Here is a 15821-nt window from a genome sequence, read left to right on the forward strand (position 1 = left end):
GCCCGGTTCACCCCGTGTGAACCGGGCCGTCGGCATTCCCGGAGCCCACCCGATACCCTCCCCCCGTGACCAGCCAAGCCGTCTTCACCCCGCCCCCCAACGCCCGCGCCCGCCTTCTCCACACCTCTCGCGGAGACTTCGCCGTCGTCGATTCGCCCGTGGCCCCCGGCGTCGAGCCGAAGGGCACCGTGTTGATGCTGCCCGGGTTCACGGGGAGCAAGGAGGACTTCACGCTGCTGCACGAGCCGCTCGCGGGGCGTGGGTACCGTGTCGTGGCCGTGGACGGGCGGGGGCAGTTCGAGTCGGACGGCCCCGAGGAGGATGAGTCCGCCTACGCTCAGGCGGAGTTGGCGCGGGACGTGCTCGCCCAGGCCGAAAGCGTCGGCACACCCGTGCATCTGCTCGGGCACTCTCTCGGCGGCCAGATCGCCCGTGCCGCCGTACTGCTCGACCGCTCCCCCTTCCGCTCACTGACCCTGGTCGCCTCCGGGCCCGCCCAGATCTCCGACTCCCAGCAGCAGCGCGTGAAGCTGTTGCGGGACGCGCTCGACGTGATGGGAATGGCCGAGGTGTGGGAGGCCATCCTGGCGATGGGGCCGCCGGAGGAGGTCGGCGGTCCCGCCCGCGGCATCGGCGGCATGGCGCAGCTGCGCCGCCGCTGGCTGGGCAACAAGCCCGCCCAACTCCGTGCCACGGGCCACCAGTTGTGCACGGAACCGAACCGGGTCGCCGAACTCGCCGCCGTTTCGCTCCCGTTGCACGTCCTGTCGGGCGCCCACGACGACACCTGGCCGGTGACGCTGCTGGACGGCATGGCCATACGGCTGAGGGCACGGCGGACGGTCATCCCGGGCGCCGAGCATTCCCCCAACACCGACCAGCCGCTCCCGACCGCCCGGGCCCTCGCGGACTTCTGGGACGGCATCCATCCCGGCGAAGGACAGTAAGACCGGCGAGATCGGCAATGGCCACCAAGAACCGGTAAGGACTAGTACTGCGTCTGCAGGTGCTCCCAGAAGCCGTCCCGCAGCGCGCGCCTCAGGTCGGCGTGGCCGCGGAGCGAGTACTGCAGCAGGCCCTCCGCCTCGACGAGGAGATCCTGGTCCACCGAACCGGGGAGGTACGGGTGGCCGGGCAGCAGTTCCACCAGTGACTCTCGGCCCCTTGCCGCCAGCCACTTCGCCGCGATCTGCGCGCCGACGAAGCGGACGTCCTCGCGGGTGGGGCGGGACGCCGTCGACTCGTAGGCGAGGGCCGCGCGGCGGGACACGTACGGCTTGAAGAAGTCGAGGTCGAAGGTGCGCTGGCTGTCGACCTCCCAGAGCAGGGGCTCGGCCTGGTTGCGGCCCTCCGGTGCCTCGATGCCCCAGAGGTGGACGCGCGCGCCGTACCCCTGGGCCGCCTCGACCGCCGAGACCAGGTCCTCGTCGCCGCCGAGGAGTGCCGCGTCGCTGATGGCGCGGTGGCGGGCGAGGGACTCCAGGTCGGAGCGGATGAGGGAGTCGACGCCCTTCTGCTGGTTGCTCGCGTTCAGGTTGCCCAGCCGGACCTTGACGTCCGGGAGTTCGGCGACGGACTGCTGCTCGGCGGTGTGGATGCGGCGTCTCGCGCCGTCGTACCAGTAGACCCGCAGCAGCCGGCTGTCCGCGAAGATCGTGCGCGCCCTGTCGATGAGCGCCTCGATCAGCCCCTCGGCGTCCAGGTCGAACGCGCGACGGTCCTCGGTCCCTGCGACCAGGCGCCCCGCGGCCGCGTACAGGTATCCCGCGTCGACGAAGATCGCATGGGTCGAGGGCGTCTTCGCCACCTCGGCGAGCATGCGCTGGAGCAGCTCGTTGGTGCGGTCGATGCGGGCGCTGAGGGCCGCGAGGTCGTCGTTCATCGCCACCATTGTCCCGGCGGTCACGCTACGAACACAACCGGTCCCGGTCAGTCCCGTTCACACCCGTTCCGAACCTCTTACCGGTCAGTAATTAGCTGTTCGAAAATTTTCTTTAGCGTAGGGAATGTTTGTAACACGCATCCCGTTGACTACCTACGGAAGGCGCCGCACCACATGGCGCCACGCAAGTAGTTCTCCTCAGGAGGATGACCAGACGAAGGGAGAAGCCAATGCGCTTCGAAATCATGCGACTCGACGATGTCGACGGCACGCCCGTGGACAGCACCGTCGTGGACGCCGCCTCCGTCAACCGAATCGTGCAGCAGGCCGCCGCCATAGGACAGCGCCTCTGGATTCGCCCGGCCGAGACCTCGGCCTCATAGCCGCGAATCCCCGCGACAGACTTCAGAGCCCCCGTACGGCACCGACGCCGTACGGGGGCTCTGCGTATGTCCGGCGGGGGCGAGCTCAGCTCCCCTGGATCACCTGCGTGACCCCGTTGATGATCTGCTGCACGGCGATCGCGGAGAGCATCATGCCCGCGAGCCGCGTCACTAGGACCACGCCGCCGTCCTTGATGACCCGGATGATCAGCAGCGAGTACCGCATCACCAGCCACAGCACGACGTGGATGGCGAGGATCGCCGCCCACACCGACACCTGCGTGGCGACGCTGTCGGCCTTCTGCACGGCGAGGATGACCGAGACGATGGCGCCCGGCCCTGCCAGCAGCGGCATGCCCAGCGGCACGAGCGCGACGTTGACGTCCTTGGTCTGCTTCGGCTCGTCGGTCTTGCCGGTGAGCAGGTCCAGCGCGATCAGCAGGAGCAGCAGCCCGCCCGCGATCATCAGCGCGGGCACCGACACATGCAGATAGTCGAGGATCTGGTGCCCGAGCAGCCCGAAGACGGTGATGACACCGCCGGCCACGCAGACGGCCTGGAACGCCATCCGCTTCTGCACCTTGCCGGGGCGCCCGGAGGTCAGCGCGAGGAAGATCGGGGTGATCCCGGGGGGATCCATGATGACGAAAAGGGTCAGGAACAGGGAGCCGAAGACGGCGAGGTCGAACATGAGGGCCTTGCTGAGCGACGAACGGACAGGGACGTGAGGGACGTGCGGGACGTGAAGGTCGTGAACGACGAGGGACGTGGCCCTCAGGCCCCGCCGGCCCCCGGCACCGGGAAGGCACCCGTCGCCCGCCGCGTGATCTCTCCGTACACCTCGGGATCCGTCACGTACTCGCCGAGCACGCAGGTCTTCCGGCTGCCGTGGTAGTCGCTGGACCCGGTGGTCAGCAGCCCCAGCTCCTTGGCCAGGCCGCGCAGCCGCGCCCGTGTGTCCGGGTCGTGGTCCATGTGGTCGACCTCGATGCCGTCGAGCCCGGCCGCGGCCATCTCGGCGATCGCGGACTCAGGGACCGTACGCCCCCGCTTGCTCGCGCCCGGGTGGGCGAACACGGCGACGCCCCCCGCACCCTTGATCAGCCGGAGCGCCTCGAAGGGGTCGGTCTCGTGCTTCTCCACGAAGGCCCGGCCGCCGTCGGCCAGCCAGTCCGGGGTGAAGGCGTCATTCACCGTCGGTACGACACCCAGTTCGACGAGCGCGGTCGCCACATGCGGGCGTCCGACCGAACCGTCACCCGCGATCCGCGCGACCTGCTCCCAGGTGACCGGGACGCCCTGCTCCTGAAGCCTGGCCACCATGGCCCGCGCCCGCGGCACGCGGTCGTCCCGCACCAGCTCACGCTCGGCGAGCAGCGCCGGCTCCTCGGGGTCGAACAGGTAGGCCAGCATGTGCATGGAGACGCCGTCGATACGGCAGGACAGCTCGGCGCCGGTGACCAGAGTGAGCCCCTCCGGCAGCGCGGCGATCGCCTCGGCATACCCGCGGGTGGTGTCGTGATCGGTCAGCGCGACGACGTCCAGACCGGCAGCGGCGGCATTGCGCACCAGCTCGGCCGGGGCGTCCGTACCGTCGGAGGCGGTGGAGTGGGTGTGCAGGTCGATGCGCACGACGCGGACTCCAAGCGGTGGCGGGACGGAAGGGAACGCTCAAGGATAACCGGATTTACGAGCTCCCCTGTCACACCCGCAACCACACAGCACCCCCTACATAAACGCTCAGGTCGGCCCTGGCGAATCCCTAGGGTTCCAGCAAGCGCGGGGACAGCGCCCCACAAGGAACCAAGTCCAGCTCAGCGCCCGCATCCCGCAGATCCGTCAGCACCAGCTCGTCATACATCAGCAGCCCCGACTGCTCGGGCCACACGACCGCCCACAGCCACAACCCGAGCGCCTCACCCGCGAACACCGCCCGATCGTCCGGCGCACCGGCCACATGCCAGAGCGGAGTCGGGCGGCCGGCGGCGAGGACCTTGGCCTGGGGCGGCTTCTCGACGCTCATGTACGCCCCCGGGTCAGGGCCGTCGATGCCCGCGTACCGCGCACCGAGGCCGACGCCGAGCTCCTCGGCGACCAGGATCAGCTCGCCCATGCCGCCGAGCGGTCCGGGGCCGGAACACGCCACGGCCGTGGCACGGCCGCCGCTGCGGTCGTCGCCCGCGCAGGCCACGCCCGTGAACAGCCATCCGACCGGCAGCGGCCACGGCATCCACACCGGCACCTGCGTGCGGTGCACCACGACACCGAGGGCCTCGACGCTGGGTGGTATCACGGGCTGCACCGGGTGCACGGTCCCGTGCACATCGCACTGCCAGGTATCGGCGAAGAGTCCGGGAGCCCTGACCCGGCCACCACACTTCGGGCAACTGGGTTCGCCCCTCATAGGGCCCCACGGTCCTACCCCTGCTCCCCCACGTCAAGGACTGATCACCCGTCCGGGCGGAAGCCGTTCACCGGCGAAAACTAGATGCAGCTTGCATTTATTAGCCGAGCTAACTTATCGTGTGTATATACCAACTAACTTCGTCGGGATGGGAGCACACGATGGGAGACACCAAGGACCCCTTCGACGCGGGAGCCGGGGGCATCCTGCGACAGCCCAAGGCGGTGTGGGCGACCGCCGGCGCGGCCGTCGTCGCCTTCATGGGCATCGGACTCGTCGACCCGATCCTGCCGTCCATCGCATCGGGCCTGGACGCCACCGCCGGCCAGGTCTCGCTGCTCTTCACGTCGTACTTCCTGATCACCGCGATCGCGATGCTGATCACCGGCTTCGTCTCCAGCCGCGTCGGCGGCCGCAGGACCCTGCTGCTCGGCCTCGCCCTGGTCGTGGTCTTCGCGGCGCTGTCGGGCACCTCGAACTCGGTCGGCGAACTCGTCGGCTTCCGGGCCGGCTGGGGTTTCGGCAACGCACTGTTCGTCTCGACGGCCCTCGCGGTCATCGTCGGCGCGGCGGCCGGAGGAAGCGCGGCCGCGATCCTTCTGTACGAGTCCGCCCTCGGCCTCGGCATGGCGTGCGGGCCCCTGGTGGGCGCACTCCTCGGGGACGCCAGCTGGCGCTACCCCTTCTTCGGCACCGCTTTCCTGATGGCGATCGGCTTCCTGTGCATCACGGCGTTCCTGAAGGAGCAGCCGAAGCCGGCCACGAAGACCTCACTGCTCGACCCGATCAAGGCGCTCGGCCACGGCGGGCTCGCCTCCGCCGCCGTCTCGGCGTTCTTCTACAACTACACGTTCTTCACCGTGCTGGCCTTCACGCCGTTCGTGCTGGACATGACCCCGTACAAGTCGGGTGCGGTGTTCTTCGCCTGGGGCGTGCTGCTCGCCGTCTTCTCGGTGATCGTGGCACCGCGCATGCAGGCGCGGTTCGGCTCGCTGAAGGTGCTCGGCGGCTCGCTGGTGCTGCTCGCGATCGACGTGCTCGTCCTCGGCTACGGCAACCACACCGCCGCCATCGTCTGCACGATCCTGTCCGGCGCCTTCATCGGCGTGAACAACACCGTCTACACGGAGCTGGCCCTCGGCGTCTCGGACGCCCCGCGCCCCGTGGCGAGCGCGGGCTACAACTTCGTGCGCTGGTTCGCGGCGGCCGCCGCTCCCTACTTCGCGCCGAAGATCGAGGAGTGGAGCAACATCCACATCCCGTTCGTGGTCGCGGCGGTCACCGCGGTGCTGGGCGCGCTCGTGGTCGTCGTACGGCGCCACGCACTCACGCACGACGCGGAGGAACTGGAGCCGAAGCACGCGGCCGAGGACGGCGTCACCGTGTTCGCCAACTGAGCCAACTGAGCGGACTGAGCCAAGTGAGCCGAGCGAGCCAACTGACGCTTTCCGGCCACCGGTTGGTGAGATCGATCACTCCAGCGGGACGGACTTGCGGGACGGATCCCTGAGGTCCGTCCCGTTCGTCAGCCAGCGCTCCTGGAGGGCCTGGGCGCCGTGCACCCGCTTCCAGGCGGCCTCGTTCGGGGTCATCGGGAGCAGCGGCAGGAACCGTACGGGGTCGAGGGGCTCGTCGAGTTCCAGGTCCTCGACCAGGCCGCCCGGCTCGGCGACCAGCACCGAGGTGAACGGGGCGCCGGGCCACAGGGGCTCGCCGACGTCGAGGGAGGCGCCGGGGGCCACCACCACGCCCTCGACCTGCGGGGACGCACCGAGGACGGCGAGCGGGCGGAGCGCCTTGTCGGTGTCGGCGAGACCGCTTCGCACCGAAAGGATCAGCTCGGCGCGCGGGCCCTTGACCGGGTCGGCCAGCACGGCGGTGGGGTCGCTCATCGGCTGGGCGGACATCCCGAGCGTGGCGTAACGGACGACGTCCCCCTCCTGGAAACGCAGCACCTCGATGCGGTCCGTGCCGAGGAAGGTGACCGCCGCGCGCGCGTCCGGTTCGCCCAGGGCGCTGCGCAACCGGGCCTCGACGAGAGGAAGAACATCAGCCATGTCGCGAGCATAGAACTCGTCAGTACCGGGCAAAGCAGCGCCTTGACACTTCGGGCGGCTGATACTCTTGCCCGGTGGTTCGGGGCAGCACGCAGAAGCGTCGCGATCAAGCCCCGACGCCGATGGAACTCCCTTACGAGGGACCGGCCGGAGGAGGTGGGGCTGCAATGGACCGAAGTCGACCGTGCAGTAGCACCCGCTCTTCCCGCCGCTGATGTAGCTGCTCTGGCTCTGGCTGGCTGCCACCTCTCGCACTCGCTTCACCGCGGAAGAGCGCTTCGTTCGTTTTGCCTGATCTGTCCGAACTGCCCGAGTCAAGGCAGTAGCTGAATCAGTAGCGAAGCTCGCCACCGCGACGGTGCGGTGCTCCCCGCTTTGTGGACGTGCCAAACATCCGCAGTCAGGACGTCCCCATTCCGGGCAGTTCCAACCGTCGTCGGCGGCCTTTCGTTGCCAGTCACGAAGGAGCCTGCCATGTCGATGATCCGCGACCTGCGTGCCGTGGTCCGCCCGTCCCGCGTGTCCCTGCGCAAGGACAGCGGCAGCGTCTACGACACCACCCGCGACCCCTCGACGCCGTCCGCCGTCGTCGACTGCGCCGTCTACCGCGACGGCGCCCGCATCGAGACGCCGAAGCCGCTCACCCCGCACGAGGCGATGCGCGTGGTGCGCCGCGACGGGGGCTTCGTGTGGATCGGGCTGCACGAGCCGACCGAGGCCGAATTCTCGGGTATCGCCAGCGAGTTCGGGCTGCACCCGCTGGCCGTGGAGGACGCGGTGCAGGCCCACCAGCGCCCCAAGCTGGAGCGCTACGACGACTCCCTGTTCACCGTGTTCAAGACCATCCACTACGTCGAGCACGACCGGCTCACCGCCAACAGCGAGGTCGTCGAGACCGGCGAGGTCATGTGCTTCACCGGCCGGGACTTCTTCATCACCGTCCGGCACGGCGGCCAGGGCTCGCTGCGGGCGCTGCGCCACCGCCTCCAGGACGACCCCGAGCTGCTCGCCAAGGGCCCCTCGGCGGTGCTGCACGCGATCGCCGACCATGTCGTCGACGGCTACATCGCGGTCGCGGACGCGGTGCAGGACGACATCGACGAGGTGGAGACCGAGGTCTTCTCGCCGGGCCGCCGGGGCGGCGTCTCGCGCGGTGTCGACTCGGCGGGTATCTACCAACTCAAGCGCGAGGTGCTGGAGTTCAAGCGGGCCGTCTCTCCGCTGCTGCGCCCCATGCAGCTGCTGAGCGAGCGGCCGATGCGGCTGGTCGACCCGGACATCCAGAAGTACTTCCGGGACGTCGCCGACCACCTCGCCCGCGTCCAGGAGCAGGTCCTCGGCTTCGACGAGCTCCTCAACTCGATCCTCCAGGCCAACCTCGCGCAGGCGTCCGTCGCCCAGAACGAGGACATGCGGAAGATCACGTCCTGGGCGGCGATCATCGCCGTACCGACGATGGTGTGTGGCGTCTACGGCATGAACTTCGACTACATGCCCGAGACGCACTGGAAGTTCGGCTACCCCGTGATCATGTCGGTCACGGTGGCGATCTGTCTGGGCATCCACCGCACGCTGAAGCGCAACGGCTGGCTGTGAAAGACCCCTGGATAGGCTGAGCCCATGACTAGCGAGCTGCTCGACCAGGCCCTCGTCGAGGAGGCCACGAAGAAGTCCGGCCTCATCTGGGTCGAGGGTCCCGGCGGCCCGGCCCGCGCGCTGTGGCACGTGTGGCACGAGGGCGCGGCCTGTCTGGTCGGGGACGGGCCCGGCGAGCAGCCGCTGCCGGGGCTCGCCGACGGGACCACGGCCCAGGTCACGGTCCGCAGCAAGGACAAGGGCGGCCGACTGGTCGCCTGGGCGGCGAAGGTCGTGGAGCTGACGGCCGGGTCACCCGCGTGGGAGGCGGCGGTCGCGGAGCTCAAGGGCAAGCGGCTGAACGCCCCGGACGGCGAGGCCATGACCGCGCGGTGGGCCCGTGAATGCCGGGTACTGCGCCTGGAGCCGACCGGGTCGACGTCACCGTTGCCCGACGGCGACCTGGCCCAGGCGCCGCTGCCGACGTCGGCGACGACGCGTGAGCCGATGCCGGCCGGCCTGCCGCGCCTGCTCATGAAGAAGCGCAAGAGGCGCTGACACCTACGACGTCGGCAGCTTCTTGCCGTAGTCCACCGTCTCGTCCTTGTCCGGCTCGGTCAGGGCGAAGGTCTTGCCCCAGGCCGAGAAGGTCAGGGTGCCCGCGCCGCCCGCCCGCACCAGGCGCAGCGGATACGGCTTGCCCTCCAGGGAGACGTCGAGCGTGCCGCCGGAGCCGTCGTCGCCGGTGATGCGGATGGTGCGGACGCCCGCCTGCTCGTGGTGGCCGTCCTTGTCCAGCGTGCCGTGCAGCGTCAGCAGACCGTCGAGGAGGACGTCCATGTCGGTGAAGCCACTGAACTTCTTGTACGAGGGGTCGCCCTGCGGCACCTTCACGTACTTGCCGTCGAGCTTGTCGGCCGCCGCCGCGTCCGCGTCGGAGCCGTCGCCCTTGCCGTCCGCGTCGGTCCAGAAGCCCGCGTCCGCCTTGAGGAAGAGCTGCTCGCCGATCCGCAGCAGCTGGAAGGCCGCACCCTCCGAGGTGACCGAGCCGGAGCCGCCGTCGGACTTCAGACGCATGTCGAGCTTGTACGTCCGTCCGCTGGCGACCACGTTTCCGGCGAGCCGGACCGCGGTGGCGGACTTGGCGGCGGTACGGGTCCGGGACTGGATCTGGTCGGCCGGCAGCTTGCCGACCCCGTTGGTCCCCGCGTCCGGATCCTCGCTGCATCCCGTCAGGCCCGCCCCCGTCACGACGAGGGCGGACAGCGCGCCCACCAGTGCGGCCCTGCGGGTACGGCGCCGGGGAATCACAGTCACAGGTGGGGCTGCCTTTCTGACGAGGGAGCTTCAGCGGCGTACGGCAGCGTACCGGGGCCCGGGGGCCCGGGCGGAGCCAGTCCGTCCGGACCCCTCACCAGGGCGTATCCGATCGGGACGGGCTAGCCTGAAGCCCACCCGAGCGGGCAATTCGGAAAAGAGACCCACCCAGCGGCCCAGGATGCAACTCCGCACGAACCCCGCACGAAAAGGAAGCACAGCCATGGCAGCGGGCGCTCCCCGGATCTTCGTCTCGCACCTCGCCGACGTCGCCGTCTTCGACCCGGCCGGCGACCAGGTCGGCCGCCTGCGCGACCTGGTCGTCATGCTGCGCGTCGGACGGCGGCCGCCGCGCCTGCTCGGCCTGGTCGTCGAACTCGCCACGCGGCGCCGCATCTTCCTGCCCATCACCCGGGTCACCGGCATCCAGTCCGGCCAGGTCATCACCACCGGCGTGCTCAACGTCCGCCGCTTCGAACAGCGGCCCACCGAGCGGCTCGTCTTCGGGGAGCTCCTCGACCGGCGCGTCACGCTCGTCGAGACCCGCGAGGAGGTCACGGTCCTCGACGTGTCGGTGCAGCAGCTGCCGGCCCGCCGGGACTGGGAGATCGACCGTGTCTTCGTCCGCAAGGGCGGCAAGGGCGGCGCCTTCCGGCGCAAGGGCGAGACCCTCACCGTCGAGTGGTCCGCCGTCACCGGCTTCTCCCTGGAGGAACACGGACAGGGCGCCGAGAGCCTCCTGGCCACCTTCGAGCAGCTGCGCCCCGCCGACCTCGCCAACGTCCTGCACCACCTCTCCCCCAAGCGGCGCGCCGAGGTCGCCGCCGCCCTCGACGACGACCGCCTGGCCGACGTACTCGAAGAGCTGCCGGAGGACGACCAGATCGAGATCCTCGGCAAGCTGAAGGAGGAACGGGCCGCCGACGTCCTGGAGGCGATGGACCCGGACGACGCGGCCGACCTGCTCTCCGAGCTGCCGAAGGACGACCAGGAGCGGCTGCTGAGCCTGATGAAGCCCGCCGACGCGGCCGACATGCGGCGCCTGCTGGCGTACGAGGAGCACACGGCCGGCGGTCTGATGACGACCGAGCCGATCGTGCTGCGGCCCGACGCGACGGTCGCCGACGCCCTCGCCCGCGTCCGCAACCCCGACCTCTCCCCCGCCCTCGCCGCCCAGGTCTATGTCTGCCGGCCGCCCGACGAGACCCCGACCGGCAAGTACCTCGGCACGGTCCACTTCCAACGACTGCTGCGCGACCCTCCGTACACGCTGGTCAGCTCGATGCTCGACGACGACCTGCAGTCCCTGGCGCCGGACGCGGCGCTGCCCGTCGTCGCCGGGTTCTTCGCGACGTACGACATGGTCGCGGCGCCCGTCGTCGACGAGGCCGGGTCGCTGCTGGGCGCGGTGACCGTGGACGACGTGCTGGACCACATGCTGCCCGACGACTGGCGGGAGACCGAGTTCCATCTCGACGAGGGCGAGGAGGTGGCCCCCGATGGTTCCTGAGCGCGAGAGCACCCGCGAGGCCGCCCGGGAGCGGACCCTGGCGGGCGCGACCGCCACCACCCGCACCCGCCCCCGTCTCGACCAGCCGCGCCCGCCCCGGCGCCGGCTCCTGCCCGAGTGGGACCCGGAGGCCTTCGGGCGGCTGTCGGAGCGCATCGCGCGCTTCCTGGGCACCGGACGGTTCATCGTCTGGATGACGATCGTCATCATCCTGTGGGTCCTGTGGAACATTTTCGCGCCGCGTGACCTGCGCTTCGACAACTACCCGTTCATCTTCCTGACGCTGATGCTGTCGCTCCAGGCCTCCTACGCGGCCCCCCTGATCCTGCTGGCGCAGAACCGGCAGGACGACCGCGACCGGGTCAACCTCGAACAGGACCGCAAGGCGAGCGAGCGGTCGATCGCGGACACCGAGTACCTGACCCGCGAGATCGCCTCGCTCAGGATCGGCCTCGGCGAGGTGGCGACCCGCGACTGGATCCGCTCCGAACTGCAGGACCTGGTGAAGGAACTGGACGAGCGGCACGACGGGCATGTCGTATTCCCGGCAGAACGGTCGCGGGTACGTGACGTAGACGACCGGTGACGGGCATCCCGGGCCCCTGGCGCGGCGCCGTACCATCGTCCTATGGCTAGCGAAGACGCGGTGCGTGAAGCACTGGCGACGGTGAACGACCCCGAGATCAACCGACCCATCACCGAACTGGGGATGGTCAAGTCCGTGGAGATCGGCGCGGACGGAGCGGTCGCGGTCGCCGTGTACCTGACGGTCTCCGGCTGCCCCATGCGCGAAACGATCACGCAGCGCGTGACGGATGCGGTCTCGGCGGTCGAGGGCGTCACCCGCGTCGACGTCGAACTCGACGTCATGAGCGACGAGCAGCGCAAGGAACTGGCGACCGCGCTGCGCGGTGGCCAGACCGAGCGCGAGGTCCCCTTCGCCAAACCGGGCTCGCTGACCCGCGTGTACGCGGTCGCCTCCGGCAAGGGCGGCGTCGGAAAGTCGTCGGTCACGGTGAACCTGGCGGCGGCGATGGCCGCGGACGGCCTGAAGGTCGGTGTCGTGGACGCCGACATCTACGGCCACAGCGTGCCGCGCATGCTGGGCGCCGACGGCCGTCCCACCCAGGTCGAGAACATGATCATGCCGCCGTCCGCGAACGGCGTGAAGGTCATCTCCATCGGCATGTTCACCCCGGGCAACGCCCCGGTGGTGTGGCGCGGCCCGATGCTCCACCGGGCGCTCCAGCAGTTCCTGGCGGACGTTTACTGGGGCGACCTGGACGTGCTGCTGCTCGACCTGCCGCCCGGCACGGGCGACATCGCCATCTCCGTGGCCCAACTGGTCCCGAACGCCGAGATCCTGGTCGTGACGACGCCTCAGCAGGCGGCGGCCGAGGTGGCCGAGCGCGCGGGCTCCATCGCCGTCCAGACCCATCAGAAGATCGTCGGCGTGGTGGAGAACATGTCCGGCCTTCCGTGCCCGCACTGCGGCGAGATGGTCGACGTCTTCGGCACGGGCGGCGGCCAGTCGGTGGCCGACGGCCTGACCCGCACGACGGGCACTTCGGTGCCGGTCCTCGGCAGCATCCCCATCGACGTCCGCCTCCGCGAGGGCGGCGACGAGGGCAAGCCGGTCGTCCTGACCGACCCGGACTCCCCGGCGGGCTCGGCCCTGCGGGCGATCGCGGGGAAGCTCGGGGGGCGGCAGCGGGGTCTTTCGGGACTGTCGCTGGGGATCACCCCGCGCAACAAGTTCTAGCTCTCCTCAGGAGAGATTGCGCACGAGGATCTCGTACGAGGCTTTTGTACGACGATGGGGGCGCCGTCCATGAGACGGCGCCCCCATCGTCGTACCAGCGGCTATGCGTAGGCGCTGATGTCCTTGATCATGGCGAAGCCGAGCCCGTACGCGCTCATGCCTCTCCCGTACGCCCCCACGTGCACCCCCTCCTGAGTCGACCCGGCCAGCACCCAGCCGAACTCGGACTCGCGGTAGTGGAAGGGCGTCGGCACGCCGTCCACGGGAAGGGACAGCGTCGACCAGTCGTCGCCGTCCAGGTCGTCCGCGAGGGCCCAGGCCGTCTCGGTCTGCTGGTCCAGCCAGTCGTCACGCAGGCTGTGGTCCATCTGGCCGGGCCAGGTGAAGGACAGCAGCCCGACCCCTGCCAGCCAGGCCGCCGAGGACACCGACGTGGCCTCCAGGAGGCCCGTGCCGTCCGCACTGCGCCGCACCGGATTGGCCGCCACGGTGACCACCACCGCGAACTTCTCCTTGTCCTCCGTGCCTTCGTTCCGCACGGAGGGCTCGTCGCCGTGTCCGATCGAACCGTGCTCCACGGCCCCGTCGGCCGCCGTACCGACCTGCATCAGCCAGCGCGGCCCCGTGAAGGCCTCGTCGAGGCCGTACCACGGGAAGGGCGCCAGCAGGTAGCCGTCGACCGTGCGCCGGGCGGAGGGGACCTGTTGTCCGCCCTCCGTGACCGGCGCCTGCGCGACTGCCCGACTCGTCGTCTCCATGTGACCGGACGCCTCCTCGTTCTCGTCGGATCGAACGGCCCGCCCCCCTTCGGGCGTACTCGTCCGCTCCGCACAACAACTCGGCAGCATAGCCACCCCGCTCCGAGCAGCCGGGAAAGCGCCCGACGCGTGGGTCGCTCAGAGGGTGGGTTCAGGCCGTGCGGGGCCACTCCGGCGTATGAAACGCGTCACGTGCGGCGGGATGTGCGCACCGGGCGCACGGATCAGGTGGCGTCCGCGTCGTACGGCGGGCGCTCGTCGGGCGTCTCGGGCTTCTTCGTCATGTCGACGCTGCCGCCGGAGGAGGAACCGGACGAGGACGAAGACGAAGAGGAGGAGTCGCTGTCGCGGCCGTGAACCACGTCCGTGACCTCGGCCATCTCCTTCTTCAGGTCGAAGCCGTTGCGAATCTCCTTGAGCCCCAGTTCGTCGTTGTCCATCTGCTTGCGGATGAACGTCTTGGGGTTGAGGTCCTCGAACTCGAAGTCCTTGAACTCCGGGCCCAGTTCGCTCCGGATGTCCTGCTTGGCGCTCTCCGAGAACTCGCGGATCTTGCGGATGGTCCGCGTGACGTCCTGGATGACCTTCGGGAGCTTGTCCGGACCGAAGACGAGCACGGCGAGGACAACGAGCGTGATCAGCTCGAGCGGTCCTATGTCATTGAACACCTGAAGCTCCTTGCGATGTCCTCGGTCCTCGGCCCTCGGTGGTCTGTGCGGGTCTTCCGTGGGTCCGGGCCGGGTCCACGGTACCCGGCGATCCCGTACGACCGGTACTGTCCCGAGCCCTCCGAGTGCGGGTACGTGTGGGGTTTTCCGGGTTGTTTGCCTTGTGGAGCCGCTGATCGGGCTGTTTCCGGACCCTCTTCTGTGATGTTTCTGTGAGTCTCGTCCACGGCTGTCCCGGGGGGCGCCCGGTGTCGTGGACGGCCTCTCAGCCGCCGTCGGACGATCCGAGGACCAGCGAGATCGCCCTCTCCTTGCCGTCGCGCTCCACGGTGAGTTCCAGGCGGTCGCCGGGGCGGTGGGCGCGGGTCTTGACGATGAGCTCCTCGCCGGAGTGGACGCGCTGGCCGTCGACCGCGGTGATGACGTCGCCGGCCTCGATGCCGGCCCGGTCGCCGGGGCCGCCGACGGTGACCGCGGGGCCGCCGTCGCCGCTCTTGGTTCCCACGCGGGCCCCGTCGCCGGCGTAGTCCATGTCGAGGGTGACGCCGATCACCGGGTGCGTCGCCCTGCCGGTGTTGATCAACTCCTCGGCGACGCGCTTGCCCTGGTTGATCGGTATGGCGAAACCGAGGCCTATCGAACCCGCCTGGCCGCCGTCCGGGTCGGAGCCGCTGTCGGCGGATCGGATCGCGGAGTTGATGCCGATGACACGGGCCCGGGAGTCGAGGAGCGGTCCGCCGGAGTTGCCGGGATTTATGGGCGCGTCGGTCTGCAGCGCATCGACATACGAGACATCACTCCCGTCGCCGCTCTCGCCGCCGGCTGTGATGGGGCGCTCCTTGGCGCTGATGATGCCGGAGGTGACGGTGCCCTCCAGGTCGAAGGGGGCGCCGATGGCGACGACCGGGTCGCCGACCTGGACGTTGTCGGAGTTGCCCAGGGTCAGGGGCTCGAGACCGCTCACCCCGCTGACCTTGACGACGGCGAGGTCGTAGCCGCTGTCCCGGCCGACGACGGTGGCCTTGGCGGTGTCGCCGCTGTGGAACGTCACGGATATCTCGCCCGTCCCACCGCCGGAGGCGGCGGGTTCGACGACGTGGTTGTTGGTGAGGATGTGGCCGCGGTCGTCGAGCACGAATCCGGTACCGGTACCGGATTCCTCGGCCCCGCTCACATGCAGGGTCACCACGCTGGGCAGCGCCCGCGCGGCGATCCCGGCCACGCTGTCCGGAGCCCGCCCGGCCGGCTCCGCCCCGGCCTGCGGCAGCTGCACGCCGCCGACCCCGCCATTGCGCTCCAGATACGTCCCTACGGCGCCACCGACACCCCCGGACACGAGAGCGAGCAGCACGGCCCCACCGACGAGCGCCTTCCTCACCCGCCCGCGCCGCTGGTTCTCGGTGGTGACGGCCGCGCCGTTCTGCTGGAGGGGGGCGGCGGGGAGCGGGGCCCAAGGGTCGTAGTTCTGCCAGGGGGCGGAGGGGGGTGAGGCGTCGGCGTACGAG

Annotated in this window: 17 protein-coding genes; 8 read left to right on the forward strand and 9 right to left on the reverse strand. The window is 70.0% G+C overall.

Annotated features, from left to right (window positions below; genetic code table 11):
* Positions 1–65: 65 nt before the first annotated feature.
* Positions 66–947: an alpha/beta fold hydrolase gene (locus ADK57_RS45245; RefSeq protein WP_053755627.1), complete on the forward strand. Its 882-nt coding sequence runs from the start codon at positions 66–68 to the stop codon at positions 945–947.
* Positions 948–988: 41 nt separating this feature from the next.
* Here the strand turns inward: ADK57_RS45245 and ADK57_RS45250 are convergent, their stop codons facing one another.
* Positions 989–1882, reverse strand: a complete 894-nt coding sequence (locus tag ADK57_RS45250) for an NYN domain-containing protein (protein ID WP_053755641.1) — start codon at positions 1880–1882, stop codon at positions 989–991.
* Between the two features lie 230 nt (positions 1883–2112).
* Here ADK57_RS45250 and ADK57_RS49665 point away from each other — a divergent pair, with 230 nt between their 5' ends.
* Positions 2113–2265, forward strand: coding sequence for a hypothetical protein (locus ADK57_RS49665; protein WP_107055985.1), 153 nt, complete (start codon positions 2113–2115; stop codon positions 2263–2265).
* A gap of 85 nt (positions 2266–2350) precedes the next feature.
* Here ADK57_RS49665 and ADK57_RS45255 read toward each other — a convergent pair whose 3' ends face one another.
* The 3 genes from ADK57_RS45255 to ADK57_RS45265 all read right to left on the reverse strand — a co-directional run bounded on the left by ADK57_RS45255 (position 2351) and on the right by ADK57_RS45265 (position 4669).
* A complete protein-coding gene (locus ADK57_RS45255; RefSeq protein ID WP_053755628.1) occupies positions 2351–2956 on the reverse strand; it encodes a MarC family protein in 606 nt (201 codons plus the stop codon).
* Positions 2957–3039: 83 nt separating this feature from the next.
* The gene (locus ADK57_RS45260; RefSeq protein ID WP_053755629.1) at positions 3040–3897 is read right to left on the reverse strand and encodes a PHP domain-containing protein; all 858 of its coding nucleotides are present in this window, start codon (positions 3895–3897) and stop codon (positions 3040–3042) included.
* A gap of 130 nt (positions 3898–4027) precedes the next feature.
* On the reverse strand, positions 4028–4669 hold the full coding sequence (locus ADK57_RS45265; protein ID WP_053755630.1) for a DUF6758 family protein: 642 nt from the start codon (positions 4667–4669) through the stop codon (positions 4028–4030).
* Positions 4670–4830: 161 nt separating this feature from the next.
* On the opposite strand from ADK57_RS45265, the gene ADK57_RS45270 reads away from it, so the two are divergent.
* On the forward strand, positions 4831–6066 hold the full coding sequence (locus ADK57_RS45270; RefSeq protein WP_053755631.1) for an MFS transporter: 1236 nt from the start codon (positions 4831–4833) through the stop codon (positions 6064–6066).
* Between the two features lie 75 nt (positions 6067–6141).
* On the opposite strand, the gene ADK57_RS45275 is transcribed toward ADK57_RS45270, so the two are convergent.
* Positions 6142–6726, reverse strand: coding sequence for a suppressor of fused domain protein (locus tag ADK57_RS45275; RefSeq protein WP_053755632.1), 585 nt, complete (start codon positions 6724–6726; stop codon positions 6142–6144).
* A gap of 474 nt (positions 6727–7200) precedes the next feature.
* Between ADK57_RS45275 and ADK57_RS45280 the strand changes: the two genes are divergently transcribed.
* Together ADK57_RS45280 and ADK57_RS45285 are read left to right on the forward strand one after the other, a co-directional pair.
* Complete coding sequence (locus ADK57_RS45280) at positions 7201–8322, forward strand: magnesium and cobalt transport protein CorA (protein WP_053755633.1); 1122 nt, start codon at positions 7201–7203, stop codon at positions 8320–8322.
* A gap of 24 nt (positions 8323–8346) precedes the next feature.
* Positions 8347–8859 (forward strand): hypothetical protein, encoded by a 513-nt coding sequence (locus ADK57_RS45285; RefSeq protein WP_053755634.1) that lies wholly within the window; start codon positions 8347–8349, stop codon positions 8857–8859.
* Positions 8860–8862: 3 nt separating this feature from the next.
* On the opposite strand, the gene ADK57_RS45290 is transcribed toward ADK57_RS45285, so the two are convergent.
* Positions 8863–9618: a hypothetical protein gene (locus tag ADK57_RS45290; RefSeq protein WP_053755635.1), complete on the reverse strand. Its 756-nt coding sequence runs from the start codon at positions 9616–9618 to the stop codon at positions 8863–8865.
* Positions 9619–9841: 223 nt separating this feature from the next.
* On the opposite strand from ADK57_RS45290, the gene ADK57_RS45295 reads away from it, so the two are divergent.
* The 3 genes from ADK57_RS45295 to ADK57_RS45305 are packed head-to-tail and all read left to right on the forward strand — an operon-like array spanning position 9842 to position 12890.
* A complete protein-coding gene (locus ADK57_RS45295) occupies positions 9842–11128 on the forward strand; it encodes a magnesium transporter MgtE N-terminal domain-containing protein (RefSeq protein ID WP_053755636.1) in 1287 nt (428 codons plus the stop codon).
* Complete coding sequence (locus ADK57_RS45300; protein ID WP_053755637.1) at positions 11118–11714, forward strand: DUF1003 domain-containing protein; 597 nt, start codon at positions 11118–11120, stop codon at positions 11712–11714. Before ADK57_RS45295 ends, ADK57_RS45300 begins: the two co-directional genes overlap by 11 nt.
* Before the next feature lie 42 nt (positions 11715–11756).
* Positions 11757–12890, forward strand: a complete 1134-nt coding sequence (locus ADK57_RS45305) for an Mrp/NBP35 family ATP-binding protein (RefSeq protein WP_053755638.1) — start codon at positions 11757–11759, stop codon at positions 12888–12890.
* A gap of 101 nt (positions 12891–12991) precedes the next feature.
* On the opposite strand, the gene ADK57_RS45310 is transcribed toward ADK57_RS45305, so the two are convergent.
* The 3 genes from ADK57_RS45310 to ADK57_RS45320 all read right to left on the reverse strand — a co-directional run.
* The gene (locus tag ADK57_RS45310) at positions 12992–13648 is read right to left on the reverse strand and encodes a hypothetical protein (protein WP_053755639.1); all 657 of its coding nucleotides are present in this window, start codon (positions 13646–13648) and stop codon (positions 12992–12994) included.
* 224 nt (positions 13649–13872) lie between these two features.
* Positions 13873–14316, reverse strand: coding sequence for a sec-independent translocase (locus ADK57_RS45315; RefSeq protein WP_053755640.1), 444 nt, complete (start codon positions 14314–14316; stop codon positions 13873–13875).
* Positions 14317–14581: 265 nt separating this feature from the next.
* On the reverse strand, positions 14582–15821 hold a 1240-nt coding region (locus ADK57_RS45320), incomplete at its 5' end, for a S1C family serine protease (RefSeq protein WP_159050248.1).

The sequence above is a fragment of the Streptomyces sp. MMG1533 genome (genome assembly GCF_001279775.1).
GTDB lineage: Bacteria > Actinomycetota > Actinomycetes > Streptomycetales > Streptomycetaceae > Streptomyces.